The sequence below is a fragment of the Polaromonas sp. YR568 genome, assembly GCF_943371715.1.
GTDB lineage: Bacteria > Pseudomonadota > Gammaproteobacteria > Burkholderiales > Burkholderiaceae_C > Polaromonas.
Map to the genome: position 1 here is coordinate 45,629 of NZ_CALRVW010000003.1, position 24,318 is coordinate 69,946.

A 24,318-nucleotide genomic window follows, 5' to 3' on the forward strand; every position below is an offset into this window, starting at 1 on the left:
CATGAAATACCCCTCCAGAGTCAAAATTGTCGATGTCGGTCCGCGCGACGGCCTGCAGAACGAAAAAGCGCAGGTGCCGGCCGCCGTCAAGATCGAGCTGGTGCACCGCCTGCAGGACGCCGGTCTCACTGAAATTGAGGTCACCAGTTTTGTGTCGCCCAAATGGGTGCCGCAAATGGCCGACGCTGCCGAGGTCATGGCCGGCATCACGCGCAAGCCCGGCGTGCGTTATTCGGTGCTGACGCCCAACATGAAGGGCTTCGAGGCCGCGGTGTTGTCCAAACCCGATGAAATTGTCGTGTTTGCCGCAGCCAGCGAGGCTTTCAGCCAGCGCAACATCAACTGCTCCATCGCTGAAAGCATTGAGCGTTTCCGTCCCGTGGCCGAGGCCGCCCGGGCGCACAACATTCGCGTGCGCGGCGCGATTTCCTGCACCGTGGGCTGTCCCTACGAAGGCGAGGTCGCGCCGGAGCGTGTCGAGATGGTGGCGCGCCTGCTCAAGGACATCGGTGTGCAGCACATCGGGGTGGCCGACACGATTGGCGTGGGCACGCCGCTGAAGGTCCAGCGCGCGATGGAAGCCGCACTGAAACACTACGCCATCGACGAGGTGTCCGGGCATTTTCACGACACCTACGGCCAGGCTTTGAGCAACACGCTGATCTGCCTCGAAATGGGCATCTGGAACTACGACACCTCGTCGGCCGGCCTGGGCGGCTGCCCGTATGCCAAGGGCGCGACCGGCAACGTGGCGACCGAAGACGTGGTCTACATGCTGCAGGGCATGGGCATAGACACCGGCATCGATCTCGACAAGCTGATCGATGCCGGCAAGTTCATCAGCGACTACCTGGAGCGCAAGCCCAATTCGCGCGCCGCCACGGCGCTCCTCAACAAGAGGTTGGGATGATGTGTGGTGGTGAGCTCAAGGCGTTGCCTGAAGGCGTGCAGCGCGTCGCGGCGGAACTGCAGGCCAGGGGCCACCCGCACTTGCCGGTGATGCTGGACGACGCGGCACGCACCGCACAGCAGGCGGCGGATGCCTTGGGCATTGCGCTGGGCCAGATCGCCAAAAGCATCATTTTTCGCCGCAAGTCCGACGACGCGGCGGTGCTGGTCATCACGGCCGGTGATCAGCGGGTCGACGAACGCAAGGTCGAAGCTCTGGTCTGCTCCGACGGCAAGCGCCTGGGCCGTGCAGATGCGGAGTTCGTCAAAACCCGCACCGGTTTTTCGATAGGCGGCGTCTCGCCGCTGGCGCATGCCACACCGCCCGTCACGCTGATTGACCAGAGCCTGTTCCGTTTTGAAGAGGTCTGGGCGGCGGCCGGCCACCCGCATGGCGTGTTCAAGCTCAGCCCCCAGGCGCTCGTCGTTCTCACCGGTGCGCCTGTGGCCGACGTGGTGGTGGACCCGGTGCAGGAACAGGCCGCGCAGCAGCGTGCTATCTTTCTGGTAGCTGCCCGCGCCCAGGAAATAAGGGGAGAGACCGAAAATCTTCCTTCGCCCTGTATCTCGGTCTGCCGCATGGACGCGGTCAGCGGCTGGTGTGAGGGCTGCTTTCGCACCCGCGACGAAATCGCCGGCTGGAGCGGGGCGACGGATGCGGGCAAGCGTGCAGTCTGGACCCTGATCGAGCAGCGCATGGCCGCGCTGCAAGCCTGACCTGACCGACACCGTCCTCCATACATCCATCCCGGGGAGCGTGCCATGAAACACATCACCTTCTACCTCGACTTCATCTCGCCCTACGCCTGGCTGGCTTTCGAGAAGCTGCCCGAGGCGCTCAAGGGCCTCAGCTACAGCGTGACCTACAGGCCGCTGCTGTTTGCCGGCCTGCTCAAGCACCATGGCCAGCTCGGCCCCGCAGAAATCCCTGCCAAGCGCGACTGGACTTACCGCCAGGTGTTGTGGCTGGCCCACCAGCATGGCATCAAGCTGCAACTGCCGGCCAGCCATCCGTTCAACCCGCTGGGCCTGCTGCGGCTGGCCGTGGCCTGCGATGCGCACGGCACGCCCAACCGTTATGTCTGCGAGACCGTGTTTCGGCATGTGTGGCAGACCGGGCTGGAGGCGGCCGATCCGCAGCGGCTGGCGGTGCTGACGGCGCAGCTGGCGCCGCAGCGCGACCCCGACGGTGCGGAGGTGAAAGCGCAGTTGAAGGCGCACAGCGATGAGGCCATTGCGCAGGGCGTGTTTGGCGTGCCCGCGCTGGCGGTGGACGGCAAGTTGTTCTGGGGTCTGGACGCGCTGCCCATGCTGCGTGCCTTTCTGCTTGGTGACGCCTGGTTTGACGGCCCGGACTGGGATGCGGTGGCCGGCGTGGTTCAGGGCGTGCGGCGCTGAACCAGCAGCGGGATAAACGCCCAGGAAGTTTGGATGTCCCATGCCCAACGCCTTCAATTTCTCCGCGTCGCCCTTTGACTGCCTGAACCAGGACGAACAGCGACTGGTTCGCAACAGCGTCGACGTTGTCTATTTCAAGGAAGGAGAGACGATTCTCGACGTCGGGACAGCGCCCACCCATCTGTTCGTCATCATCAAGGGCTACGTCACGCAGCTGGAAGGCAACGAGGTCACCACGACCTACCGGCCGGACGACTGCTTCGATGGCCGGAGCCTGATGGCGGGCAAGGTCAGCAGCCGTTTTGTGGCGGCCGAGGAAGTCGTGGCCTACCAGCTGGCGCGGCAGGCGGTCAGCGACCTGATCGCCTCGAACGCCACCTTTGGCGCGCTGCTGTTTTCCGATCTCAGCAGCAAGCTGAGCGCCCTGTCGCAGCGAAAAAGCCAGCACGAGCTGCAGTCGCTGACCATGTCGCGTGTGGACGAGGCCTTTTTGCGGCCGCCCCACTTTGTGGATTCAGATACCGACATTGTTTCGGTCGTCAAACTGTTTCAGGCGCAGCGCACGTCCAATGTGCTGGTGCGCGACAGGCACACCCAGCCACCCCGGCTGGGCATTTTCACCGCCACGGCCCTACAGCGCGCAATTCTGGACGGCCGGCCGCTGGACCAGCTGCGCGTGGGGGAGTTGTCCAATTTTTCGCTGATCGAAGTACGGCCGTCCGACCAGCTCGGTGATGCCATGGCCGTGATGCTGCGCCGCCGGGTGCACCGGGTCGTCGTGGCCGACGGTGAGCATGTGGTGGGTGTTCTGGAGGCGCTGGACCTGTTCAGTTTCCTGTCCAACCAGTCCCACCTGATCACGGTGCAGATCGAGGAGGCCAGAGACCTGGCCGGCCTGAGTCAGGCGGCGGCCCGGATCAACCGCATGATTGCCTTGTTGTACCGCAGCGGCTCCCGTGTGAACCTGATTGCCAAACTGGTGCAGCAGCTCAATGCGCGCCTGTTCGAACGGGCCTGGCAACTGATCGCGCCGCCGGACCTGGTGGCCAACAGCTGCCTGTTCGTGATGGGCAGCGAGGGCCGCGGTGAGCAGATCCTCAAGACCGACCAGGACAACGGCCTGATCCTGCGAGATGCGTATGTGCCACCCGTTGACCTGGCCGAGATTTGCCGGAAATTTTCCGGCGCACTGGCCGATTTCGGCTACCCGGAATGCCCGGGCCACATCATGGTCAGCAATCCGCAGTGGTGCAAGAGCGCCAGCGAATTCGGCCAGATGGCCAGGCGCTGGCTGATCATGCCCGATGCCGACAGCCTGATGCACCTGGCGATCTTCATGGACGCGCATGCGGTCTGCGGCGATGCCGGGCTGCTGGAAGAGGTGCAGCGCAGCCTGAGGTCACTGGCCACTGACAACGACGCCATGCTGAACCGGTTTGCTGCGGCCATCGATTTGGTGGGCAGCCACCCGGGCTGGTGGAACCGGCTGCTGGGCCTGGGTGATACCGAGCAGCGGCTCAACCTCAAAAAAGAAGGCATTTTCCCCTTGGTGCATGGTGTGCGCAGCCTGGCGCTCGCACACCATGTCACGGAAACCAGCACCGCCGGGCGCATCGCGGCGCTGGTGGCCCAGGGCAGGCTGAGCACTGACATGGGCGCCGACCTGACGGACAGCCTCCACTTCTTCATGGGGCTCAGGCTCAAGGTCGGGCTGGCCGAACTCGAGATGGGCAAACCTGTGAGTGGCGCGATCGACGTCGCCCGGCTCAGCAGCCTGGACCGGGACCTGCTCAAGGACACGCTCGGTGTGGTGCGGCGCTTCAAGTCCCTGCTGCGGCAGCGTTTTCATCTTGACGTGATGTGATGGCGGGGCTGTTGTCACCGCCGCGCTGGTGGGGAACGCTCAAGCGCGAGTGGCTGCTGTACCACCTCGGTGATCCGGCATTCCGCTTCATGTTTGACCCGCCGCCGGACCAGGAGTGGGTGTCGCTGGACTGCGAGACTACCGGCTTGAATGTGCGCACCGACGAGATCATTGCCATCGCGGCGGTGCGTATTGTGGGTAACCGCATCATGACCAGCGAGCGGCTCGAATTGCTGGTGCGGCCGGAACGCGGGGTGTCCGCCGGGAGTGTGCGGATTCACCGGCTGCGTGAACGCGACGTGGCGCAGGGCCTGCCCATCGACGAAGCCGTGAAGCAGCTGATGCGTTTCATCGGCAGCCGGCCGCTGGTCGGGTATTACCTGGAGTTTGATGTGGCCATGCTCAACCGGGCCATCTGGCCGCTGCTGGGGCAGGGGCTGCCGCAAACCAGAATCGAGGTTTCCAGCCTGTATTACGACCACAAGTTCAGGCAGCTCTCGCCTTACCAGCGCCAGGTGCATGCCGACATCGACCTGCATTTTTCCACCCTGATGCAGGATCTGGGGCTGCCGCTGCGCGAGGCGCACGATGCGCTCAACGATGCCGTGATGGCGGCGCTGGCCTTCGTCAAGCTGCGCCAGCTGCGTGGCGACTGAGCGGGCGCAAACAACAACCGGGCCCATGGCCCGGTTGAAATCCTCACCAGCGCGGGCGGCCCCCGCGTGCCATCTCTGCTTTTCAGTGGCCGGAAGCGCCTGAAGCGCCATAGCCGGTTTCCGAGCGCACCTGCTGCGAGGGGAAGGCAGCGCGTTCCCGGGCCGCGTTCGGGCTGCGATCCAGGATGGAGAACAGCCAGATGCCGACAAAACCAATGGTCATGGAAAAAAGCGCCGGCGAGGTGTAAGGAAACAGCGCCGACCCCGCGGGGTTGCCCAGCGTGGCCTCCCAGACCGACGGTGACACCACGGTCAGGGCGACGGAAGAGATCAGGCCCAGGAAGCCACCTATCACCGCGCCGCGGGTGGTGCAGTTTTTCCACAGCACCGCCATGAACAGCACCGGAAAGTTGGCCGACGCGGCAATCGCGAAGGCCAGCGACACCATGAACGCAATGTTCTGTTTCTCGAACGCGATACCGAGGACGACGGCGACCACGCCCAGGACCAGCGTGGTGATGCGCGAGACCTTGAGTTCGGAGCTGCTGTCGGCTTTTCCCTTCTTGATCACCGTGGCATAGAGGTCATGCGAAACCGCCGAAGCGCCCGACAGGGTCAGGCCCGCCACCACGGCGAGGATCGTCGCAAAAGCGACGGCCGAGATGAAGCCGAAGAACACGTTGCCGCCGACCGCCTTGGCCACCAGCACCGCCGCCATGTTGGCCGACCCGCCGCCGCCCTTGATGATGCCCTTGGCAGTGTCGGAAAACTCGGGGTTGGTCAGCACCAGGGTGATCGCGCCAAAACCGATGATGAAGATCAGCACGTAGAAATAGCCGATCCAGGTGGTTGCCCAGAGCACTGATTTGCGTGCCTGCTTGGCGTCGGGCACGGTGAAAAAGCGCATCAGGATGTGCGGCAACCCGGCGGTTCCAAACATCAGCGCCATGCCGAAGGAGATGGCCGAGATCGGATCCTTGACAAAGCCGCCCGGCCCCATGATGGCGAGCCCGATTCTGGCGGCTTCGTCCGGGTTCTTGCCGGTGTTGGCCGCAAGCTGGGTCTTGACAGCCACACCTTTGGCAAACAGCGCTTCGGGGCTGAAGCCAAACTGCGCCATCACCATGAAGGCCATGAAGGTCACACCGGCCAGCAACAGGCAGGCCTTGATGATCTGCACCCAGGTGGTGGCCGTCATGCCGCCAAACAGCACATACACCATCATCAGTGCACCGACGATCACCACGGCCAGCCAGTAGTCCAGGCCAAACAGCAGTTTGATCAGCGCGCCGGCGCCCACCATCTGGGCGATCAGGTAAAAGGCGACGACCACCAGCGTGCCCGAAGCCGCAAAAATACGAATCGGTGTCTGCTGGAAGCGATAACCGGCGACGTCCGCGAAAGTGAATTTCCCCAGGTTGCGCAGTCGCTCAGCCATCAGGAAGGTAATCACGGGCCAGCCCACCAGAAAGCCGATCGAATAAATCAGGCCGTCGTAGCCGGAAGCCATGACAGCGGCGGAAATCCCGAGAAAGGACGCCGCCGACATGTAGTCCCCGGCGATGGCCAGGCCGTTTTGAAAGCCGGTGATGCCGCCGCCGGCGGTGTAAAAATCTGCCGCCGACTTGGTCTTCGCGGCCGCCCATTTGGTGATGAACAAGGTGGCGATCACAAAACCGCCAAACATGCTGATCGCGACCCAGTTGGTCGGTTGTTTCTCGACCTGCCCGAGGTCGGCGCCGGCGGCCAGCGCCGAACCTGCCAACAGTGTCAGAAGAAGAGCGCCAAAGGTGGAAGTCAGGGTGTTCATTTGGAGACGTCCTTCAGGATGTCGGCGGTCAGATCATCAAACTCGCCATTGGCGCGGCGCACATAGATGCCCGTGATCACGATCGTGAAAATGATGACACCCAGCCCGATGGGCACGCCCAGCGTGGTCACGCCCGTCCCGATGGGCTGGGCGAGGAAGGGTTTGTTGAACGCGATCAGCGCGATGTAGCCGTAATACACGACCATCATCAGAAGCGTCAGGGTCCAGCCGATGCTGTTGCGCTTTTTTCGAAGCTCCAGATACTTCGGATGTTTCTGGATTTTGTCCACCACAGGATCACTCATGTTGGTCTCCTTCAAGTTGCTTGAAACAGATTGCAGATTGGAAATTGCAGATTGCGACGATGGAGCAGAAAACGCGATTTTCGAAACAGGCACTGACCGGGCTCTTACAGACTACGGTGTGCAGCAGGCGCGAGGAACGGGTCAAAACGCGATTTATTGAGAAAAAACAAAAACTCGCGAACTTTTTTGCATGCGTTGACAGCGCTGTTTGCGGGCTGTTTGGGTGATGAATTCCATATCAAGAAAATTGGACAAAGGGTTAACGCCAAAACCGTAAGACTTCATTCAGGCGAGCGTAAGTTTTTGCAAGAAATACGTCAGAGCTCCGTCAGTCACTCCCGCGATAGTCCTCTCCTGGCAACTGTTCGGGTGCCAGCCAATCAACCAAACGGAGACAAACAACTATGTCAACAGCAGTCGCTCCCAGGCCGATGAGCGCCGAGGAGAAGAAAGTCATCTTCGCCTCGTCACTCGGCACTGTTTTCGAGTGGTACGACTTTTACCTCTACGGTTCGCTCGCAGCCATCATTGCCAAGCAGTTCTTCAGCGGACTCGATGAAGGCTCGGCCTTCATTTTTGCCCTGCTCGCGTTTGCGGCCGGTTTCATCGTGCGTCCGTTCGGCGCACTGGTGTTCGGCCGTCTCGGCGACATGATTGGCCGCAAATACACCTTCCTGATCACCATCCTGATCATGGGCCTGTCGACCTTCATCGTCGGCCTGCTGCCCAACTACGCGACCATCGGCGTCGCAGCGCCCGTGATCCTGATTGCGTTGCGCATGCTGCAGGGCCTGGCGCTTGGTGGCGAATACGGTGGTGCCGCCGTGTATGTGGCAGAACACTCGCCGCACGGCAAGCGCGGTGCCTACACCTCCTGGATCCAGACCACGGCCACGCTGGGCCTGTTCCTGTCGCTGATGGTGATTCTCGGTACGCGCACTGCGCTGGGCGAAGCGGCTTTTGCCGACTGGGGCTGGCGCGTTCCTTTCCTGGTGTCCATCCTGCTGCTCGGCGTGTCGGTGTACATCCGGCTGAGCATGAACGAGTCGCCTGCCTTCACCAAAATGAAGGCCGAAGGCAAGACCTCCAAGGCACCTTTGTCCGAATCCTTCGGCCAGTGGAAAAACCTGAAGATCGTCATCCTGGCGCTGATCGGCCTGACCGCTGGTCAAGCGGTGGTCTGGTATTCGGGCCAGTTCTATGCGCTGTTCTTCCTGACGCAGTCCCTCAAGGTGGACGGCGCCACAGCCAACATTTTTGTCGCTGTTTCTCTGCTGATCGGCACGCCTTTCTTCGTCGTGTTCGGCACGCTGTCAGACAAGATCGGCCGCAAGCCCATCATCATGGCCGGTTGCCTGCTGGCCGCGCTGACCTACTTCCCGGTTTTCACCGCGCTGACCAAAGCCGCCAACCCTGATCTGGCTGCCGCACAGGCCAAGAACAAGGTCGTCGTGACGGCTGACGCGAGCGAGTGTTCCTTCCAGTTCAACCCGACTGGCACCGCCAAGTTCACCAGCTCCTGCGACATCGCCAAGCAGGTACTCGCCGGTGCATCGGTGAGTTACGAGAACGCACCTGGCGCCGCTGGCGTACCCGCCACCATCAAGATTGGCGAAACGGTCATTTCCAGCTATTCCTCCAAGGGCCTGCCTGCGGACGAAGCCAAGAAAAAGGACGCCGCGTTCAAGAAGCTGGTCGCTGACGACCTGAAGGCTGCCGGTTACCCGACCAAGGCCGATCCGGCCAAGGTGGACAAGTTCATGGTGATTGCCATCCTGACTTACCTGGTGCTGCTCGTGACCATGGTCTACGGCCCGATCGCGGCCATGCTGGTGGAGCTGTTCCCCACGCGCATCCGCTACACCTCCATGAGCCTGCCGTACCACATTGGCAATGGCTGGTTTGGCGGCTTGCTGCCCACCACGGCCTTTGCCATCGTGGCGCAGACCGGCAACATGTACAACGGCTTGTGGTATCCGATCATCATTGCCGGCATGACCGTCGTGATTGGCACCTTGTTCATCAAGGAAACCAAGGACGTCGACATCTACGCTGACGACTGATCCCGGAAATGACAGCCCTGTGGTTCTGCCCGATCTCCGGACAGAACCACCCAACAATTTTTTTTCTAACCCCCGCGTTGCCGGGGGTTTTTTTCTGGAGAAATCACATGTGGAAAATTGCACTTGCCTTCGTGGCCTTTGCCGGTCTGGCCATCTTCATTCTGAGCAAGGGCGGAGACATCGACATGGGGGGCGAAAAGCACGGCATCGAGGTCACGCAGGAAGCCCCGCCGCCGGCATCGGCTGCTTCAGCCGCCGCGTCTGCCGCGTCCACGCCTGCACGTTAGCCAGCTCCCCGCACCGGACCAGCGTCATGATTTATGCGAAGACCGAGGCCGGACAGCAGGCCTTGAAAGACCGGTCCCTGCTGACGCCCCGACAGCGCTCGGCCTTCATCCTGTTTGACGGCAAGCGTTCTGTTCCTCAGGTGCTGGAGGCGACCGCCGGCCTCGGTGTCACGTTGGAGGAGCTGGTACAGCTGGTGGAGCTGGGGTTTCTCACCCCCAGCCAGCAGTCGGTCGAGAAGGCTGCTGCGGCGACCGCGCGTGCGGCCGCCGTGGTGACCCGGCAGGAGGACAGCGACGCCAGCAATGACCGCTACAAGAAGGCCTACCCCATTGCTGCGCAGTTGACCGGGGCGCTGGGGCTCAGGGGTTTCAGGTTGAACCTGGCCGTCGAAGGTGCGGCAGATGTCGAGGCCCTGCTCGTGCTGCTTCCAAAGATCAGGGAAGCCGTCGGGGCGGGCAAGTGCAGCGCGCTGGAACAGGCCCTCAAGGGCTGAGGGCCCCGGAAGTTTCTAGCGCCTGAATTTCCCGTCTGTGCCAATGATGGACAGGTCGGCGAAGTCGAGTCCGGTGTGGTCTTCGGGGGAGTAATTCACTTCCAGACCGCCGATATCGAACTTGCGTATGCTTTCCAGGGCCGCCTGGATTTTTTCGCGCGTCGGTTTGGCGCCGGCCCGTTTCAAGCCTTCGACCAGCACCTTGGCAGCGGCAAAGCCTTCGAGCATGGCCGGGCTGATGTCGCCAGTGCCTTTGGCCTTGGACAGTTCCTGGGCTTCCTTGACCATGGAATAGGCAATGGAGCGTTCATAAGGAAAGACCTGGGTCACGATCACGCCGCGCGCATTGTCACCCAGGCTTTTGATGAAGCCGCTCGATGCATTGTTGGACAGCGTCACGATCTGCGCAGCGGAGCCGGCGGCACGAAAGGCCTTCATGCCATCGACCACCGCCTGGCCGGAGGCCACCATGATGATGGCCTGTGCATTGGACTGGACCACCTTGGGCGCGATCGGCCCGAAGTCAGGCTTGCCGCGGTTGAATTTTTCCAGCACCGCAGGCTGCAGCTTGGCGGCAGCGAAACCTTTTTGTGCGCCGGCCACGCCGTCGGCGCCAAAGCTGTCGTCGGCATACACCAGGCCGATGCGCGTGATGCCCATCGAGTTCAGGTGGGTGACGGCCTTTTCAGCTTCGCGCTGGTAGGTGGCGCGTACGTTGAACACATGCTTCTTGACCGGCTGGTGCAGCACCATGGCGCCAGTGGACGGGCCCACCAGCGGTACGCCGTGCTTTTCAAGGAGAGGAAGCATGGCTTCCGTATGGGGTGTGCCACGGGTCAGGAACATGGCTGCGACGTTCTGTTCCTCGATCAGCTTGCGGGCATTTTCGCCGGCCAGCTTGGGGTCGAACTTGTCGTCGAGCGAAATCAGTTCAATCTTCTGCCCGTTGACACCGCCCTTGGCATTGGTGGCATCAATGTAGAGCTTCGCTCCATCCGTGGTTTCCTTCACGCCGGCGCCCACGGGGCCGGTAAAGCCTGCGGTCTGCCCGATCAGGATTTGTGCCTGGCTGGCGTGGCTCACAGCCGCGAGCAAAAGTGCAGCGCACCAGAAATTCAGCTGTTTCATGTCATATCTCCTTGGGCGGTCGAGTTTACGCTGTCAATGTGACCTTTCGGTGTGGAAACTACGGGCGGGATAACCAGAAGACGGGTCCACGCAACGGGCTGGCGGGCGGCTTAACCCTACGCCGCCGATTCGCACGAGCGCTGTCTAGAATGTTTGACCTACAAGGAAAGCCCCCCACCCATGACCCAGGGAACCATCCGCATTCGCGGCGCGCGACAGCACAACCTCAAGAACATTGACCTGGATATCCGCACGGGGGAAATGACGGTGGTCACCGGCCCCAGCGGCTCCGGCAAGTCCTCACTGGTGTTCGACACGCTGTTTGCCGAAGGCCAGCGCCGTTATGTGGAAACTTTTTCGGCCTATGCACGGCAGTTCCTGGACCGCATGGACAAGCCGGCGGTGGACAAGGTGGAAGGGGTGCCGCCGGCGATTGCGATCGACCAGACCAACCCGGTCCGCAGTTCGCGCTCCACCGTGGGCACCATGACCGAACTCAACGATCACTTAAAACTTTTGTATGCACGTGCCGCGCAGTTATTCGACAAGAAGACAGCGCAGGCCGTGCGCCATGACACGCCGGAGTCGATTTATGCCGAGTTGATGGCGCGCACCGCAGGCAGCGATGCAAGAGTCGTCATGACTTTCCCGGTGGAACTTCCGGGCAATACCAGCGCCGAGGAAGTGACGCAGTGGCTGTCGGCCAGTGGCTTCACGCGTGTGCATGCAGAGCGTGACGTGGCGACACCCGCCGGGCCGCATAAGTTGCTCGACGTGGTGGCCGACCGTTTCCGTGTGCAGACCGCCGAGAAGGCGCGCGTGGTTGAAGCCATCGAGCTGGCGCTCAAACGCGGTGGTCGCCTCAATGTCTATGTGCAGCCGGCACAGGAGGGCGCCGTGGAGGAGATGTGGCGCTTTTCCACGGGCCTGCATTGCCCCGAGAGCGACCTGCGTTACGGCGAGCCGACGCCTTCGCTGTTTTCCTTCAACTCTGCCATGGGTGCCTGTGACACCTGCCGCGGTTTTGGCCGCGTCATTGGCGTGGACTACGGCCTGGTGATTCCCAACGACAAGCTGACGCTGCGTTCGGGCGCCATCAAGCCCATGCAGACGCCGGCCTGGAAAGAAGCGCAGGACGACCTGATGCGTCATGCCGAGACGGCCGGCATCCCGCGCGACACGCCCTGGTACAAACTCACACCCGAACAGCAGGGCTGGGTCATCAACGGCTCGCCGAACTGGAATGGCAAATGGAACCAGCACTGGTTCGGCATCAAGCGCTTTTTCGCTTACCTGGAAAGCAAGGCCTACAAGATGCACATTCGTGTGCTGCTGTCCAAGTACCGCAGCTACACGCCCTGCGACACCTGTGGTGGCGCGCGCCTCAAGCTCGAAGCCCTGCTCTGGCGCCTGGGCTCGAAGGAAGCCGCCGATGCGGCGCTGCCACCAGCCAAACGTTTCATGCCGGTCGGCGTGGACTGGACCCGCGCGCAGCTCGAGGCCCTGCCCGGCCTGAGCCTGCATGACCTGATGCAGCTGCCGATCGACCGGCTGCGCGAATTTTTCAACGGGCTGGCGCCGGCCGCGCTGCAGGACGGCAGCGCCCCCGATGCCGAGTTCAAGGCGCTCAAGTCGCTGTTCGAGGAAATCCACACCCGGCTCAAATACCTCTGCGATGTCGGCATCGGTTACCTGACGCTGGACCGGCAAAGCCGCACGCTGTCGGGTGGCGAGGTGCAGCGCATCAACCTGACGACGGCGCTGGGTACTTCACTGGTGAACACGTTGTTTGTGCTCGACGAACCGTCGATCGGCCTGCATCCGCGCGACATGAACCGCATCACCCAGGCCATGCACCGGCTGCGCGATGCCGGCAACACGCTGGTGGTGGTCGAGCATGACCCGGCAGTGATGCTGGCGGCCGACCGCATGATCGACATGGGCCCGGGCCCGGGCGAGAAGGGCGGCCAGATCGTGTTCGACGGCACGCCGGAAGACCTCAAACATGCGGATACCCTGACCGGCGCCTACCTCGGTTCGCGCAAGCAGGTCGGCATGGGCTTCAAGCGCCCGGTCACCGACAACACGCCGCGCCTGATCCTCGAAGGCGCGCGCGACCACAACCTGAAAAACCTGACAGTGGAGTTTCCGCTGCAGCGCCTGGTCTGCGTCACCGGCGTCAGCGGCTCCGGCAAGTCCACGCTGATGCAGGACATCCTGGCGCCCGCGCTGTTGCGCCAGTTCGGCAAGGCCACGGAAACGCCCGGTCAACATGACCGGCTGATGGGCGCGGATTATCTGACGGATGTCGTGTTTGTTGATCAGTCGCCGATCGGCAAGACGGCGCGCTCCAACCCGGCCAGTTATGTTGGCGCCTGGGACGCAGTGCGCGAGCTGTTTGCGCAGGCGCCCATGGCCCGCCAGCGCAGCTACACCGCCTCCAAGTTCAGTTTCAACAACGGCGACGGGCGTTGCCCGACCTGCGGCGGCTCGGGTTTTGAACATGTTGAGATGCAGTTCCTCAGTGACGTCTACCTGCGTTGCCCCGACTGCGACGGCAAGCGTTACCGGCCCGAGATCCTGGAAGTCACCATTGAACGCAAGGCCATCGGCGACGTGCGCGCGCGCCTGATGAATGTGTCCGACGTGCTGGACCTCACTGTGAGCGAGGCCTGCGCGCTGTTTGCGCAGGACCGCGAGGTGATCCGTGCGCTGCAGCCCATCGTGGATGTGGGGCTTGAGTATGTGAAACTGGGCCAGCCGGTGCCGACGCTGTCGGGCGGCGAGGCGCAGCGGCTCAAGCTGGCCGGTTTCCTGGCCGGCGCGTCAAAAACCGCGAGCGCCAGTCGCCAGCCGCTGGCCCTCAAGAACATCAACCGCGGCACGCTGTTCCTGTTCGACGAGCCGACCACCGGGTTGCATTTCGACGACATCGCCAAACTCATGCGCGCGCTGCGCAAGCTGCTCGACGTGGGCCATTCGCTGATCATCATCGAGCACAACCTCGACGTGATCCGTTCGGCCGACTGGCTGATCGATCTCGGTCCCGAAGGCGGCGAGGCCGGTGGCCTGCTGGTGGCCCAGGGCACACCCGAAGAGGTGCGCCAGCACCCGACCTCCCACACCGCGCTGGCCCTGCGCGAATACGAGCAGGCCATGGGCAAGGTGCATGGTGTCGAGGAGGCGCGGCCCAAGGCCTGGAGCACCAAGCCGGCGTTCTCCAACCTGATCCAGATTGTCAACGCCAAGGAGCACAACCTCAAGAGCCTGTCGGTCAACATTCCACGCGGCCAGTTCAATGTGGTGACGGGCGTGTCGGGCTCCGGCAAGTCCACGCTGGCGTTTGACATTCTGTTCAACGAGGGTCAGCGGCGTTACCTCGAGTCGCTCAACGCCTATGCGCGCAGCATCGTGCAACCGGCCGGCCGGCCCGAGGTCGATGCCGTTTACGGCATTCCGCCGACGGTCGCGATCGAGCAGCGCCTCTCGCGTGGCGGGCGCAAGTCCACCGTGGGCACGACCACCGAGGTCTGGCACTTCCTGCGCCTGCTTTACGTCAAGCTGGGCATCCAGCATTGCACCAAGGACGGTGCGGCCGTGATGCCGCAAAGCGCCGAAAGTATTGCCGCACAACTGCTCAAGGCCCACCGCGGCCAGCACATCGGCTTGCTGGCGCCGCTGGTGATCAACCGCAAGGGCGTCTACACGGAACTTGCCGACTGGGCGCGGCCGCGCGGTTACACGCATTTGCGCGTGGACGGCGAATTTCTGCCGACGACGAACTTCCCGCGCATCGACCGCTTCAAGGAGCACACGGTGGAGCTGCCGATTGCCGACATCCACGTGACCCCCGCCAACGAGGCCGCGCTGCGCCAGGCGCTGGCCACGGCGCTGGAGCACGGCAAGGGTGTGGTGCATGTGCTGGCGCCGCTGGATGGCTTGCGCGGTGCGATGCTGGCCGGCACGTCCACCCGGCAGATCGGCAGCTTGCAGGCCTCGTCCACCAAGCGGGCCTGCCCGGTCTGCGCCACCTCCTACCCCGAACTCGATCCGCGTCTGTTCAGCTACAACAGTAAACATGGCTGGTGCCCGGACTGCGTGGGCACCGGCGTCAGGCTGACGAAGGAACAGCGCAAGGTGTTCGACGACTCGGTGCGTGACGACGACAACAAGGGCCGCGAGCAAAGTTTTGTCGAAGCCGATGTGGACGAGATGCTGGACGCCGTCTGCCCGACCTGTGCGGGCTCACGCCTGAACGCGCAGGCGCGTGCCGTGAAGTTTGCGGGCGTGGGCATTGCCGACATCGCCGCACTGTCTGTGACGGACGTCCGCACTTGGGTAGAGCAACTATCGCTGTCCGGGCGTGAAGCCGGCATTGCGCGCGACCTGATTCCCGAAATCAAGAGCCGGCTCGAATTCCTCGAAGACGTGGGTCTGGGGTATTTGACGCTTGACCGTGGTGCGCCCACCCTGTCGGGCGGCGAGGCGCAGCGTATCCGGCTCGCCGCGCAGCTCGGCTCCAACCTGCAGGGCGTCTGTTATGTGCTGGATGAGCCGACCATCGGCCTGCACCCGCGCGACAACCAGATCCTGCTGCGTGCTCTGGGCAAACTCAGCGAACGTGGCAACACCCTGGTGGTGGTCGAACACGATGAAGACACGATTCGCCGCGCCGACAACATCATCGACATCGGGCCGGGCGCCGGCAAACGCGGCGGCCAGCTGGTGGGACAGGGCACGGCGGCCCACTTGGCCACCTTGCCCGATTCACTGACCGGGCGTTACCTGGCCAACCCGCTGATTCACCCTCTGCAGATCCGCCGCGAGACACGCAGCGGCGCTGCACCCGCCGAGGTGGTGGCCCTGCCCGTCGCTGCCGACGCCAAACCGGTCAGCAAGCAGAAGGCCGCGGCGCTGAAGGCCCAGGCGCTGAAAGCAGCGGCGGCCAGCGCCAGCGCGCTGCACAATGCCGCGCCGGCGGCAGCCAGTCCTTTCACCTCCTGGCTCACCGTGGTCGGGGCCGACCTTCACAACCTCAAGAACGTTTCAGTCCAGGTCCCGCTGTACCGGCTGGTGGCGGTGACGGGCGTGTCGGGCTCCGGCAAATCCACCCTGGCGCGCGATGTGCTGCTGGCCAATGTGCAGGCCGGCGTGGCGCAACGTTCGACGCGGGCCGGGCGTGACGCGGACGATGCCGGCAAACACCCGGCCTGGACCGGCTGCGGCCACATCGAGGGTTACGAGGTGGTGGACCGCGTGCTCGAGGTGGACCAGACGCCCATTGGCAAGACACCGCGCTCCTGCCCGGCGACCTACATCGGTTTCTGGGACACCGTGCGCAAGCTGTTCGCCGACACCCTGGAAGCCAAGGCGCGTGGTTACGGCGCCGGGCGTTTCAGTTTCAACACCGGCGAAGGCCGCTGCCCGACCTGTGAAGGTGCCGGTGTGCGCACCATCGGCATGAGTTTTCTGCCGGACGTGAAGGTGCTCTGCGAAACCTGCCACGGCGCGCGTTTCAACCCCGAGACCCAGGCGGTGACCTGGCGCGGCAAAAACATCGGCGACGTGTTGACCATGGAGGTCGACGAGGCCGTCGGGTTTTTTGCCTCCATGCCGAGCATTGCGCACCCGCTGCAGTTGCTCAAGGACGTGGGCCTGGGTTACCTGACCTTGGGCCAGCCGTCGCCGACGCTGTCGGGCGGCGAGGCGCAGCGCATCAAGCTGGTGACCGAGTTGTCCAAGGTGCGTGACGACATCACACGGCGCGGCCAAAAGGCGCCGCACACCCTGTATGTGCTGGACGAGCCCACGGTGGGCCTGCACATGGCGGATGTCGAAAAACTCATCCATGTGCTGCACAGACTGGTCAACGGCGGTCACAGCGTGGTGGTGATCGAGCACGACCTGGACGTGATTGCCGAAGCCGACTGGGTCATCGACCTCGGGCCGGACGGCGGCAACGCCGGCGGCCAGGTGGTCGCGGCCACGACGCCGGAGCAGGTGGTCAAGCTGGGCACGGCGACCGGGAAGGCGCTGGCACCGGTACTGGCACGTTAGGGCGTCTGGCGTAGGAGTGCAACGCGGAGTGGCGTTGTTTTCACCCCGTTCCCTCGGGGTTGCGGCCAAAAAGGCCATGCGCAGCGTTACAAAGCCTTGCCGGGCATCAGCCCGGCTGCATTTTGCGCCTCGTGCATGACTTTTTCGACTCGCAACGCATCTTGTATAAATAGTGTGAACAGGCCCTAAAGGAAAGACCTGCAAAACCGGCGGGATATGTAGGGGTGTCAGGGAAAAAGAATGGCAAGGCCATAAAATTACCAACCAGTAATATTATTACTCTTTGTTTCATTCGAACGGCAAACACCATGACACTGACTTCCCTCAACCGTTGCATGCCCGGTTTTTTACTCTCCGCCTTGCTGCTGGCCATCGCCCTGCCTGCTGCCGCGCAGACCCCCGCATCGCCAACGGACGAGGCGGAAGTCACGTTTCATCCCTGGGAGGTGCCATCGCCTCGTTCGGCTGAAACCTACTTCACCAATCTGCAGGATGGCGGCGTGTATGAAGCGCCCTTTGTCGCGCGGTTTGGCCTGTCCATGCGCGGACTGGTGCCTGCGGGCAAGACCGCAGGCCGCGCCGGCCACCACCATTTGCTGGTGAATCAGGATTTGCCGCTGGACTTCAATAAACCCCTGCCTTTCACCGACCAGTACATCCACTTCGGCAAGGGACAGATGGAAATGCTGGTCAACCTGCCGCCCGGCAAGTACCAGTTCCGCCTGTTGCTCGCTGACCAGGGTCACATTCCCTACTTCGTCTACAGCAAGCCGCTCCAGCTGACCGTCAGCAAGCAGAACAAGGCTGTGGCACCGGCGGCGGTGCAGGGGCCGCCACGCGTCGAGCTGCTGAGCCCGGCGGACCGTGAGACCGTCAAGGGGCCGTTTCGGGTGCAGTTCCATGCCAGCGGCTACAGCGTGTCGCATGCGGCTGCCAAGGCTGCGGATACAGGGCATTTCCGGCTGACCATGGAGCGTGCCGGGCGCAAGCCGGAAGTGCTCAATTTCACCGGCGGCCAGACCGAAACCTGGCTCAACCCGCCCGCTGGCGACTACAACGTGCGGCTGGAAATGATCAGCAATGCCGCAGACGGCAAGGTGCTCAGTGCGGCCAAGCCCTCGACCCTGTCGGTCGCCGCGCGCTGAGTCTGTTCAGACCGGAAGACTTCGCGCCACCAGCAGCGCCGCCGCTACTTCGGCAAAACCCGCGCCACGCTCGCCCTCGGTGATGTAGCGCGGCTTGTGGCTCAAGTCCGCTTCAAAGCGGCGGATGTTGGCCACGCCCACCGAGTGCGCAAAGGCCTCGAACATCAGCTGGTCGTTGGTTGAGTCGCCAACGTAGACCCAGCTTCCCATCTCCGCGGCCAGGTCGCGGCCGAACAGCTCGCGGACGATCCAGCGCGCGCCCTCGAGCTTGTTGTGGGCGCCGAACCAGCCGTTGATGTGGATGGAGCTCACCGTGGCGTTCATGCCTTCGCTTTGCATGATCTGCACCGCCTGCGCGATCTGCGCCGGCGGCAGGTGCACAAACTCGCTGTGGTCAATGGCAATGTCGGTTTCCCGGCCGGGGCTGTCTTCGGACAACACGGCGCCGGGCACGTTCTGCATCACCCGCCGCGCCACCTGCTGCATGCGGGCGTAGTTGGCCAGGCGTGTCGGGGCATCCTGTTGATACAGTTTTGATAGCTGCTGGTGCCCGCCAGTCATGGGCTGGTGCCCGATTTCACTTGCAAGCAGGGCCACGGCACCGTTTTCGGCAACGATGGCATCGACCGGCCAGCGCAGGGCAAAAGGCTCGCTCCAGCCCACCGGGCGGCCGGTGATGGGAATCACATGCAGGCCGGCGGCCTTCAGGTCGCCCAGGGCCTGTAGCGCGTCGGGCGTGATCGCGCCGTCGGTGGTCAGGGTGTCGTCGATGTCGGTGAAAACGCCGGTGATGGCGCGGCGCTCGGCGGCCGGCCAGGTGCTCAGTTCTTGCATGGTGAAATTTTCGCACGAGTACCGCAGCGGGTTGTCGGGACTTTGCGGCGCCCGCCCGGGTTGGCTACAATAGCGAGTTCCTGAGGAGCGTTGCAACCCACGACATGTGGTCTAGGCTCAGGACTTTCATTTGCAACCACGCTCACCCGCATGTGCTGTCAAGCCGGGTGAGATCCAACCAACTCCCCGCCGACCTGTCGCCTTGTGGCCGTGGCTATTTTGCCCAATTGGACCCTTGATCCTGGAGATACCCCATGAACGCCGTATTGAAACCCGCCCAGACCGCCGCTGACTACGTGATTGCCGACCTTTCGCTGGCCGCCTGGGGCCGCAAGGAACTGAAAATCGCCGAAACCGAAATGCCCGGCCTGATGGCGATCCGCGAAGAATTCGCCAAGGCCCAGCCCCTGAAGGGCGCGCGCATCACCGGTTCGCTGCACATGACCATCCAGACCGGCGTGCTGATCGAAACCCTGCAAGCCCTGGGCGCCGATGTGCGCTGGGCCTCGTGCAACATCTTCTCGACGCAGGACCATGCGGCCGCTGCGATTGCCGAAGCCGGCACGCCGGTGTTCGCCATCAAGGGCGAAACCCTGGCCGACTACTGGGACTACACCCACCGCATCTTCGAATTCAGCGGTGCCAAGGGCACGCCTGAAGAAGGCCCGAACATGATCCTGGACGACGGCGGCGATGCCACGCTGCTGATGCACCTGGGCACCAAGGCCGAAAAAGACGCCAGCCTGATCTCCAAGCCGACCAGCGAAGAGGAAATCTGCCTGTTCAACGCCATCAAGGCCAAGCTCGCCATCGACCCGACCTGGTACAGCCGCCGCCTGCCCAACATCATTGGCGTGACGGAAGAAACCACCACCGGCGTGCTGCGCCTGAACGAAATGTCGGCCAAGGGCACGCTGGCCCTGCGCGCCATCAACGTCAATGACTCGGTGACCAAGTCCAAGTTCGACAACCTGTACGGCTGCCGCGAATCGCTGGTCGACGCCATCAAGCGCGCCACCGACGTGATGATCGCCGGCAAGGTGGCTTGCGTGGCCGGTTACGGCGACGTGGGCAAGGGCTCGGCCCAGGCGCTGCGCGCACTGTCCGCCCAGGTCTGGGTGACCGAGATCGACCCGATCAACGCCCTGCAGGCCGCGATGGAAGGCTACAAGGTCGTGACCATGGAATATGCCGCCGACAAGTGCGACATCTTCGTGTCTGCCACCGGCAACAAGAACGTCATCACCTACGAACACATGGCGGCCATGAAAGACCAGGCCATCGTCTGCAACATCGGCCACTTCGACAACGAAATCGACGTCGCTGCGCTGGAAAAATGCACCTGGGAAGAGATCAAGCCGCAAGTCGACCACGTGATCTTCCCGGACGGCAAACGCATCATCCTGCTGGCCAAGGGCCGCCTGGTCAACCTCGGCTGCGGCACCGGCCACCCGAGCTTCGTGATGTCGTCGAGCTTTGCCAACCAGACCATTGCGCAGATCGAACTGTTCACGAAACAGGCCGACTACGAAGTGGGCAAGGTCTACGTGCTGCCGAAACACCTGGACGAAAAAGTCGCGCGCCTGCACCTGAAGAAGGTCGGCGCGATGCTCAGCGAGCTCAGCGACGAGCAGGCTGCGTATATCGGCGTCTCGAAAGCCGGTCCGTACAAGGCCGATACCTACAGGTATTGATCACAAGCCATGTCATGCCGGACTTGATCCGGCATCCATGTCTTCCACCCCTGGCGATGCATGCGGCATGGATTGCGGGTCAAGCCCGCAATGACATGCCGTGTGGCGTCATTGAAAGCCATCATGCGCGCTGACCTTTTCCTCGTCGACAACGGCTACGCCGCCACCCGTTCCCAGGCCCAGCGCCTGATTGCGTCGGGAGTGCAATGGCGCGCCGAGGAAAGTTCGCCCTGGAAGAAGGTTGCCAAGAATGGCGACGAGATTCCGGCGGGCGCCGAGGTCGAAATTCCCGACACGACCGAAGCCAAGTACATCTCGCGCGGCGGGCTCAAGCTCGAAGGAGCGCTCAAAAGCACCGGCCTCAGCGTGGCGGGCCTGCGCTGCCTGGACATCGGCCAATCCACCGGCGGCTTCACCGACTGCCTGCTGCAGCACGGCGCCGTGCAGGTGGTGGGTGTGGACGTGGGCCATGGCCAGCTGCACCCCAGCCTGCGCGGCGATCCGCGCGTGGTGTGTATCGAAGGCCTCAACGCCCGGTCCATGACCGCTTCCGATTTGATAGCAGGCCCCGCCCATGCGGCGGAGGCTGAAGGCCAATTTGACGATGATGATTTCGAGGCGGACGAGGGCGAGGCCGTCGACGCCGATTTCGATTTCCTGACCGGCGACCTGTCCTTTATTTCCCTGACGCTGGTGTTGCCCGCCGTGGTGCGCTTGCTGAAAGCCGGCGGTCATCTGCTGATGCTGGTCAAGCCCCAGTTCGAGCTGCAGCCCGGCCAGATCGGCAAGGGCGGCATTGTGCGTGATGCCGTGCATTTCGAATTTGTCGAAAAGCGTCTGCGTGACGCCTGCGCTGCGCTGGGGCTGGACGTGAAAGCCTGGCTGGCCTCGCCGATTGAAGGTGGGGACGGCAACCGCGAGTTTTTCATTCATGCGGTCAAAGGCCTGCATACGACCGGTGAAGACCAGCCGCTGCCGGCGGCGCCGCCGCGCAAGGCCGCCAAACGCACACCGCGCGCCGAACTGCGCGCGCTGCACGAGGCGCATGAGGACTCTGAAGAAGCCCACGCGGGCCAGCACGGCCCGGCGCGCGGCAAGCGCCGCGACAAAGACGACTGAGCCGCGTTGCGCGCTCCCAAGAACAAGTGAGACTGGTGATGAATCTTCCGATCAGCTTTGAATTTTTCCCGCCCAAGACCCCCGAAGGCGCCGACAAGCTGCGCCTGACACGCCAGGCGCTGTACACGCACCAGCCCGACTTCTGCTCGGTCACCTTTGGCGCGGGCGGTTCCACCCAGGAGGGCACTTTTGGCACCGTCGGCGAAATCCTGAAGGAAGGCATGGCGGCCGCCTGCCACTTCTCCTGTGTCGGCGCGACCAAGGCCACGGTGCGCGAGCAGCTCGCCGCCCTGCAGGCCATGGGTGTCAAGCGCCTGGTCGCCCTGCGCGGTGATCTGCCCAGCGGTTACGGCATGGGTGGCGAGTTCCATTACGCGAGCGACCTCGTGGCCTTCATCCGTGAGTTCACCGGCGATGCCTTTCATATCGAGGTGGCGGCCTACCCGGAGATCCACCCGCAGGCCAAATCGGCCGATGCCGACCTGCAGGCCTTCGCCGCCAAGGTCAAGGCCGGTGCCAATTCGGCCATCACCCAGTATTTTTTCAACGCGGACGCCTACTTCCGCTTTGTGGAGGACACCCGCCGTTTAGGCGTGGATGTGCCCGTGGTGCCCGGCATCATGCCGATCACGAGCTCGACCCAGCTGATGCGGTTTTCCGATGCCTGCGGTGCCGAGATTCCGCGCTGGATCCGCCTGCGCCTGCAGGGTTTCGGCGACGACACGGCATCGATCAAGAGCTTCGGCCTCGACGTGATCACCGACCTGTGCGACCAGCTGCATACCGCGGGTGTGCCCGGCATTCATTTTTATACGATGAACCAGGCCGGCGCGACGTCCGAGATCATCCGGCGTCTGCAGCCGGTTTGAAGCGAGCCCTGTTTTGGCCGGCCTGCTGAAGACGCGCTCCATCGGGCAGGCCTTCGCGCTCGGCCTGCTGGTGCTGCTGGCGGCCTGCACCACCGCGCCGTCGTCACCTGGCCGCGCCGCGCCCGGCCCTGTGCCGGTGGCCGCACCGATACCCGCACCAGCCAGCGCCGAGGCCGGCGGCATGCCGACGGACGCTGCCCCACCGCCACCGCCACCGCCCTTAGCCCTGGAGCCCTTCAGCAATCGGCCGCGGCCAGCGTTGCTGGCGGGGGAACCCGCGCGCGAGTTCGAGCGTGGTGCCGCCTCGTGGTACGGCCCCGGGTTTCATGGCCGGCTGACGGCCAACGGCGAACGCTACAACATGAACGCCTTCACGGCCGCGCACCGCACCTTGCCGTTCGGCACCATGGTGCGGGTCCACAGCCTGGTCAACGGCCGCGAAGTGGATCTGCGCATCACCGATCGCGGCCCTTTCAGCCACAACCGCATCATCGACGTGAGCCGCGCGGCCGCGGCGGAACTCGGCATGCTGGGCCTGGGCTTCAAGGAGGTGGTGTTGCTGGTGCCGGAATCCACAGCGGCTGTGGCTGCCGCACCGTTGCGACCTGTCAGAAAATCCCGGGGCAGTGTCAGGCGGTTGCCGGTGCCCAGGGTACGCTAAACATCTGAATATGAAATTGGCCCTCAGCCCATATTCTGCAGGTGGTTGCAGCTCCTGAATAAATAGCAACAGGCTGGCCGTGATGAATCGCACGAGTGCGGATTGATCGACTGCAGACAAACAACCGCGATGGAAGAACGTGGTCCGCCAGGCCACGGGCAACCCTGACCCGCCTACAGTCTGGCGTCTGGGGTTTGCTCGCGCCCAGTGCATCCCTCCACTTGAACTACACGATTCGTTATCGGCCGAATCCGCAATAGCCCCTTGTGCAGGTATGGCAAGGCCTCGGTGTCGGCACCAATATCCTTGGCTTACTAGAATTTCAGTAATTCCTGAAAACTCAGTAAATCGGACCGCCATGAACCTCGCCCCCCTGACCCAGCGTTTTGTCCTTCACTTCGGCGAAATGGGCAGCCGCTGGGGCATCAACCGCACCGTGGGGCAGATTTACGCGCTGCTGTACGTCTCGCCGCGCGCGCTCAATGCCGACGACATCGGCGAGGCGCTGGCGTTTTCGCGCTCCAACGTCAGCATGGGGCTGAAGGAGCTGCAGTCGTGGAATCTGGTGCGCTTGCAGCACCTGCCCAACGACAGGCGCGAGTACTTCCAGGCGCCGGAAGACGTGTGGGCCATTTTCCGCACGCTGGCCGAGGAGCGGCGCAAGCGCGAGATCGACCCCACGCTGTCCATGCTGCGCGACGCGCTGATGGAGCAGCCTTCGGCGCCAGATGACATTCACGCCCAGGCGCGCATGAAGCAGATGCACGACCTGATCGAACTCATGACGGGCTGGCTGGCCGACGTGCAGAAGATGGACTCGGCCACGCTGGTCAGCCTGATGAAGATGGGTGCCAAGGTGCAGAAGCTGCTGGAGGTCAAGGACAAGGTGGCCAGCACGATGAAGGCCGGCTTGACAGGCCGCGCCGCGGCACCCAAGCTGGTGGAACCGCCGGCCGCTGTTCCCGAAGAAAACAACCGGAGCTGAT

20 protein-coding genes and 1 riboswitch are annotated in these 24,318 nt (G+C 63.3%); of the genes, 16 read left to right on the forward strand and 4 right to left on the reverse strand.

Going from position 1 to position 24,318, the window contains the following annotated elements; translation table 11 throughout:
* Window position 1: 1 nt before the first annotated feature.
* From AAG813_RS03025 to AAG813_RS03045, 5 genes are read left to right on the forward strand one after another with little or no spacing between them, the layout of a single operon-like run.
* Entirely contained in the window at window positions 2–910 is a 909-nt protein-coding gene (locus AAG813_RS03025; RefSeq protein ID WP_341911706.1) for a hydroxymethylglutaryl-CoA lyase, read from the forward strand.
* Window positions 907–1,665 carry a YbaK/EbsC family protein gene (locus AAG813_RS03030; RefSeq protein ID WP_341911708.1) on the forward strand — a complete coding sequence of 253 codons (759 nt, stop codon included), beginning with the start codon at window positions 907–909 and terminating at the stop codon, window positions 1,663–1,665. The genes AAG813_RS03025 and AAG813_RS03030 overlap by 4 nt, the downstream gene beginning before the upstream one ends.
* A gap of 45 nt (window positions 1,666–1,710) precedes the next feature.
* On the forward strand, window positions 1,711–2,346 hold the full coding sequence (locus AAG813_RS03035) for a 2-hydroxychromene-2-carboxylate isomerase (protein WP_341911709.1): 636 nt from the start codon (window positions 1,711–1,713) through the stop codon (window positions 2,344–2,346).
* A 40-nt stretch (window positions 2,347–2,386) separates the two neighbouring features.
* Complete coding sequence (locus AAG813_RS03040; RefSeq protein WP_341911711.1) at window positions 2,387–4,210, forward strand: DUF294 nucleotidyltransferase-like domain-containing protein; 1,824 nt, start codon at window positions 2,387–2,389, stop codon at window positions 4,208–4,210.
* Window positions 4,210–4,866 carry a 3'-5' exonuclease gene (locus AAG813_RS03045; RefSeq protein WP_341911713.1) on the forward strand — a complete coding sequence of 219 codons (657 nt, stop codon included), beginning with the start codon at window positions 4,210–4,212 and terminating at the stop codon, window positions 4,864–4,866. Before AAG813_RS03040 ends, AAG813_RS03045 begins: the two co-directional genes overlap by 1 nt.
* Window positions 4,867–4,948: 82 nt before the next feature.
* On the opposite strand, the gene AAG813_RS03050 is transcribed toward AAG813_RS03045, so the two are convergent.
* Window positions 4,949–6,676 carry a cation acetate symporter gene (locus AAG813_RS03050; RefSeq protein WP_341911715.1) on the reverse strand — a complete coding sequence of 576 codons (1,728 nt, stop codon included), beginning with the start codon at window positions 6,674–6,676 and terminating at the stop codon, window positions 4,949–4,951.
* Window positions 6,673–6,981 carry a DUF485 domain-containing protein gene (locus tag AAG813_RS03055; protein ID WP_341911717.1) on the reverse strand — a complete coding sequence of 103 codons (309 nt, stop codon included), beginning with the start codon at window positions 6,979–6,981 and terminating at the stop codon, window positions 6,673–6,675. Before AAG813_RS03055 ends, AAG813_RS03050 begins: the two co-directional genes overlap by 4 nt.
* Here AAG813_RS03055 and AAG813_RS03060 point away from each other — a divergent pair.
* The 4 genes from AAG813_RS03060 to AAG813_RS03075 all read left to right on the forward strand — a co-directional run bounded on the left by AAG813_RS03060 (window position 6,980) and on the right by AAG813_RS03075 (window position 9,825).
* Complete coding sequence (locus AAG813_RS03060; RefSeq protein WP_341911718.1) at window positions 6,980–7,141, forward strand: hypothetical protein; 162 nt, start codon at window positions 6,980–6,982, stop codon at window positions 7,139–7,141. The two genes, AAG813_RS03055 and AAG813_RS03060, sit on opposite strands and share 2 nt — an antisense overlap.
* A gap of 244 nt (window positions 7,142–7,385) precedes the next feature.
* Window positions 7,386–9,044 carry an MFS transporter gene (locus tag AAG813_RS03065; protein WP_341911721.1) on the forward strand — a complete coding sequence of 553 codons (1,659 nt, stop codon included), beginning with the start codon at window positions 7,386–7,388 and terminating at the stop codon, window positions 9,042–9,044.
* A gap of 107 nt (window positions 9,045–9,151) precedes the next feature.
* A complete protein-coding gene (locus tag AAG813_RS03070) occupies window positions 9,152–9,331 on the forward strand; it encodes a hypothetical protein (RefSeq protein ID WP_341911723.1) in 180 nt (59 codons plus the stop codon).
* A 26-nt stretch (window positions 9,332–9,357) separates the two neighbouring features.
* Window positions 9,358–9,825 (forward strand): hypothetical protein, encoded by a 468-nt coding sequence (locus tag AAG813_RS03075; RefSeq protein WP_341911724.1) that lies wholly within the window; start codon window positions 9,358–9,360, stop codon window positions 9,823–9,825.
* Window positions 9,826–9,840: 15 nt separating this feature from the next.
* Here the strand turns inward: AAG813_RS03075 and AAG813_RS03080 are convergent, their stop codons facing one another.
* Window positions 9,841–10,953, reverse strand: a complete 1,113-nt coding sequence (locus tag AAG813_RS03080; protein WP_341911727.1) for an ABC transporter substrate-binding protein — start codon at window positions 10,951–10,953, stop codon at window positions 9,841–9,843.
* Between the two features lie 180 nt (window positions 10,954–11,133).
* Here AAG813_RS03080 and uvrA point away from each other — a divergent pair, with 180 nt between their 5' ends.
* A complete protein-coding gene (uvrA, locus tag AAG813_RS03085; protein WP_341911729.1) occupies window positions 11,134–17,010 on the forward strand; it encodes an excinuclease ABC subunit UvrA in 5,877 nt (1,958 codons plus the stop codon).
* A gap of 308 nt (window positions 17,011–17,318) precedes the next feature.
* Window positions 17,319–18,155 carry a DUF4399 domain-containing protein gene (locus AAG813_RS03090; RefSeq protein WP_341911731.1) on the forward strand — a complete coding sequence of 279 codons (837 nt, stop codon included), beginning with the start codon at window positions 17,319–17,321 and terminating at the stop codon, window positions 18,153–18,155.
* 6 nt (window positions 18,156–18,161) lie between these two features.
* On the opposite strand, the gene AAG813_RS03095 is transcribed toward AAG813_RS03090, so the two are convergent.
* Window positions 18,162–18,989, reverse strand: a complete 828-nt coding sequence (locus tag AAG813_RS03095; RefSeq protein WP_341911733.1) for an HAD-IIB family hydrolase — start codon at window positions 18,987–18,989, stop codon at window positions 18,162–18,164.
* A gap of 76 nt (window positions 18,990–19,065) precedes the next feature.
* Window positions 19,066–19,140: riboswitch (S-adenosyl-L-homocysteine riboswitch) on the forward strand.
* A 103-nt stretch (window positions 19,141–19,243) separates the two neighbouring features.
* On the opposite strand from AAG813_RS03095, the gene ahcY reads away from it, so the two are divergent.
* The 5 genes from ahcY (at window position 19,244) to AAG813_RS03120 (ending at window position 24,317) form a co-directional block, all read left to right on the forward strand.
* Window positions 19,244–20,683 carry an adenosylhomocysteinase gene (gene ahcY, locus AAG813_RS03100; protein ID WP_341911735.1) on the forward strand — a complete coding sequence of 480 codons (1,440 nt, stop codon included), beginning with the start codon at window positions 19,244–19,246 and terminating at the stop codon, window positions 20,681–20,683.
* A gap of 123 nt (window positions 20,684–20,806) precedes the next feature.
* Window positions 20,807–21,802 (forward strand): TlyA family RNA methyltransferase, encoded by a 996-nt coding sequence (locus AAG813_RS03105; protein ID WP_341911737.1) that lies wholly within the window; start codon window positions 20,807–20,809, stop codon window positions 21,800–21,802.
* A 38-nt stretch (window positions 21,803–21,840) separates the two neighbouring features.
* Window positions 21,841–22,671, forward strand: coding sequence for a methylenetetrahydrofolate reductase [NAD(P)H] (metF, locus tag AAG813_RS03110; protein WP_341911739.1), 831 nt, complete (start codon window positions 21,841–21,843; stop codon window positions 22,669–22,671).
* 13 nt (window positions 22,672–22,684) lie between these two features.
* Window positions 22,685–23,332 (forward strand): septal ring lytic transglycosylase RlpA family protein, encoded by a 648-nt coding sequence (locus AAG813_RS03115; RefSeq protein WP_341911741.1) that lies wholly within the window; start codon window positions 22,685–22,687, stop codon window positions 23,330–23,332.
* A 358-nt stretch (window positions 23,333–23,690) separates the two neighbouring features.
* The gene (locus AAG813_RS03120) at window positions 23,691–24,317 is read left to right on the forward strand and encodes a GbsR/MarR family transcriptional regulator (RefSeq protein ID WP_341911742.1); all 627 of its coding nucleotides are present in this window, start codon (window positions 23,691–23,693) and stop codon (window positions 24,315–24,317) included.
* Window position 24,318: the final 1 nt, after the last annotated feature.

Bases quoted from the DNA above. Each gene is read 5' to 3' on its own strand.
- AAG813_RS03025 (WP_341911706.1), top strand. From the start codon at position 2: ATGAAATACCCCTCCAGAGTCAAAATTGTCGATGTCGGTCCGCGCGAC.
- AAG813_RS03030 (WP_341911708.1), top strand. From the start codon at position 907: ATGATGTGTGGTGGTGAGCTCAAGGCGTTGCCTGAAGGCGTGCAGCGC.
- AAG813_RS03035 (WP_341911709.1), top strand. From the start codon at position 1,711: ATGAAACACATCACCTTCTACCTCGACTTCATCTCGCCCTACGCCTGG.
- AAG813_RS03040 (WP_341911711.1), top strand. From the start codon at position 2,387: ATGCCCAACGCCTTCAATTTCTCCGCGTCGCCCTTTGACTGCCTGAAC.
- AAG813_RS03045 (WP_341911713.1), top strand. From the start codon at position 4,210: ATGGCGGGGCTGTTGTCACCGCCGCGCTGGTGGGGAACGCTCAAGCGC.
- AAG813_RS03050 (WP_341911715.1), bottom strand. From the start codon at position 6,676: ATGAACACCCTGACTTCCACCTTTGGCGCTCTTCTTCTGACACTGTTG.
- AAG813_RS03060 (WP_341911718.1), top strand. From the start codon at position 6,980: ATGTTGGTCTCCTTCAAGTTGCTTGAAACAGATTGCAGATTGGAAATT.
- AAG813_RS03055 (WP_341911717.1), bottom strand. From the start codon at position 6,981: ATGAGTGATCCTGTGGTGGACAAAATCCAGAAACATCCGAAGTATCTG.
- AAG813_RS03065 (WP_341911721.1), top strand. From the start codon at position 7,386: ATGTCAACAGCAGTCGCTCCCAGGCCGATGAGCGCCGAGGAGAAGAAA.
- AAG813_RS03070 (WP_341911723.1), top strand. From the start codon at position 9,152: ATGTGGAAAATTGCACTTGCCTTCGTGGCCTTTGCCGGTCTGGCCATC.
- AAG813_RS03075 (WP_341911724.1), top strand. From the start codon at position 9,358: ATGATTTATGCGAAGACCGAGGCCGGACAGCAGGCCTTGAAAGACCGG.
- AAG813_RS03080 (WP_341911727.1), bottom strand. From the start codon at position 10,953: ATGAAACAGCTGAATTTCTGGTGCGCTGCACTTTTGCTCGCGGCTGTG.
- uvrA (WP_341911729.1), top strand. From the start codon at position 11,134: ATGACCCAGGGAACCATCCGCATTCGCGGCGCGCGACAGCACAACCTC.
- AAG813_RS03090 (WP_341911731.1), top strand. From the start codon at position 17,319: ATGACACTGACTTCCCTCAACCGTTGCATGCCCGGTTTTTTACTCTCC.
- AAG813_RS03095 (WP_341911733.1), bottom strand. From the start codon at position 18,989: ATGCAAGAACTGAGCACCTGGCCGGCCGCCGAGCGCCGCGCCATCACC.
- ahcY (WP_341911735.1), top strand. From the start codon at position 19,244: ATGAACGCCGTATTGAAACCCGCCCAGACCGCCGCTGACTACGTGATT.
- AAG813_RS03105 (WP_341911737.1), top strand. From the start codon at position 20,807: ATGCGCGCTGACCTTTTCCTCGTCGACAACGGCTACGCCGCCACCCGT.
- metF (WP_341911739.1), top strand. From the start codon at position 21,841: ATGAATCTTCCGATCAGCTTTGAATTTTTCCCGCCCAAGACCCCCGAA.
- AAG813_RS03120 (WP_341911742.1), top strand. From the start codon at position 23,691: ATGAACCTCGCCCCCCTGACCCAGCGTTTTGTCCTTCACTTCGGCGAA.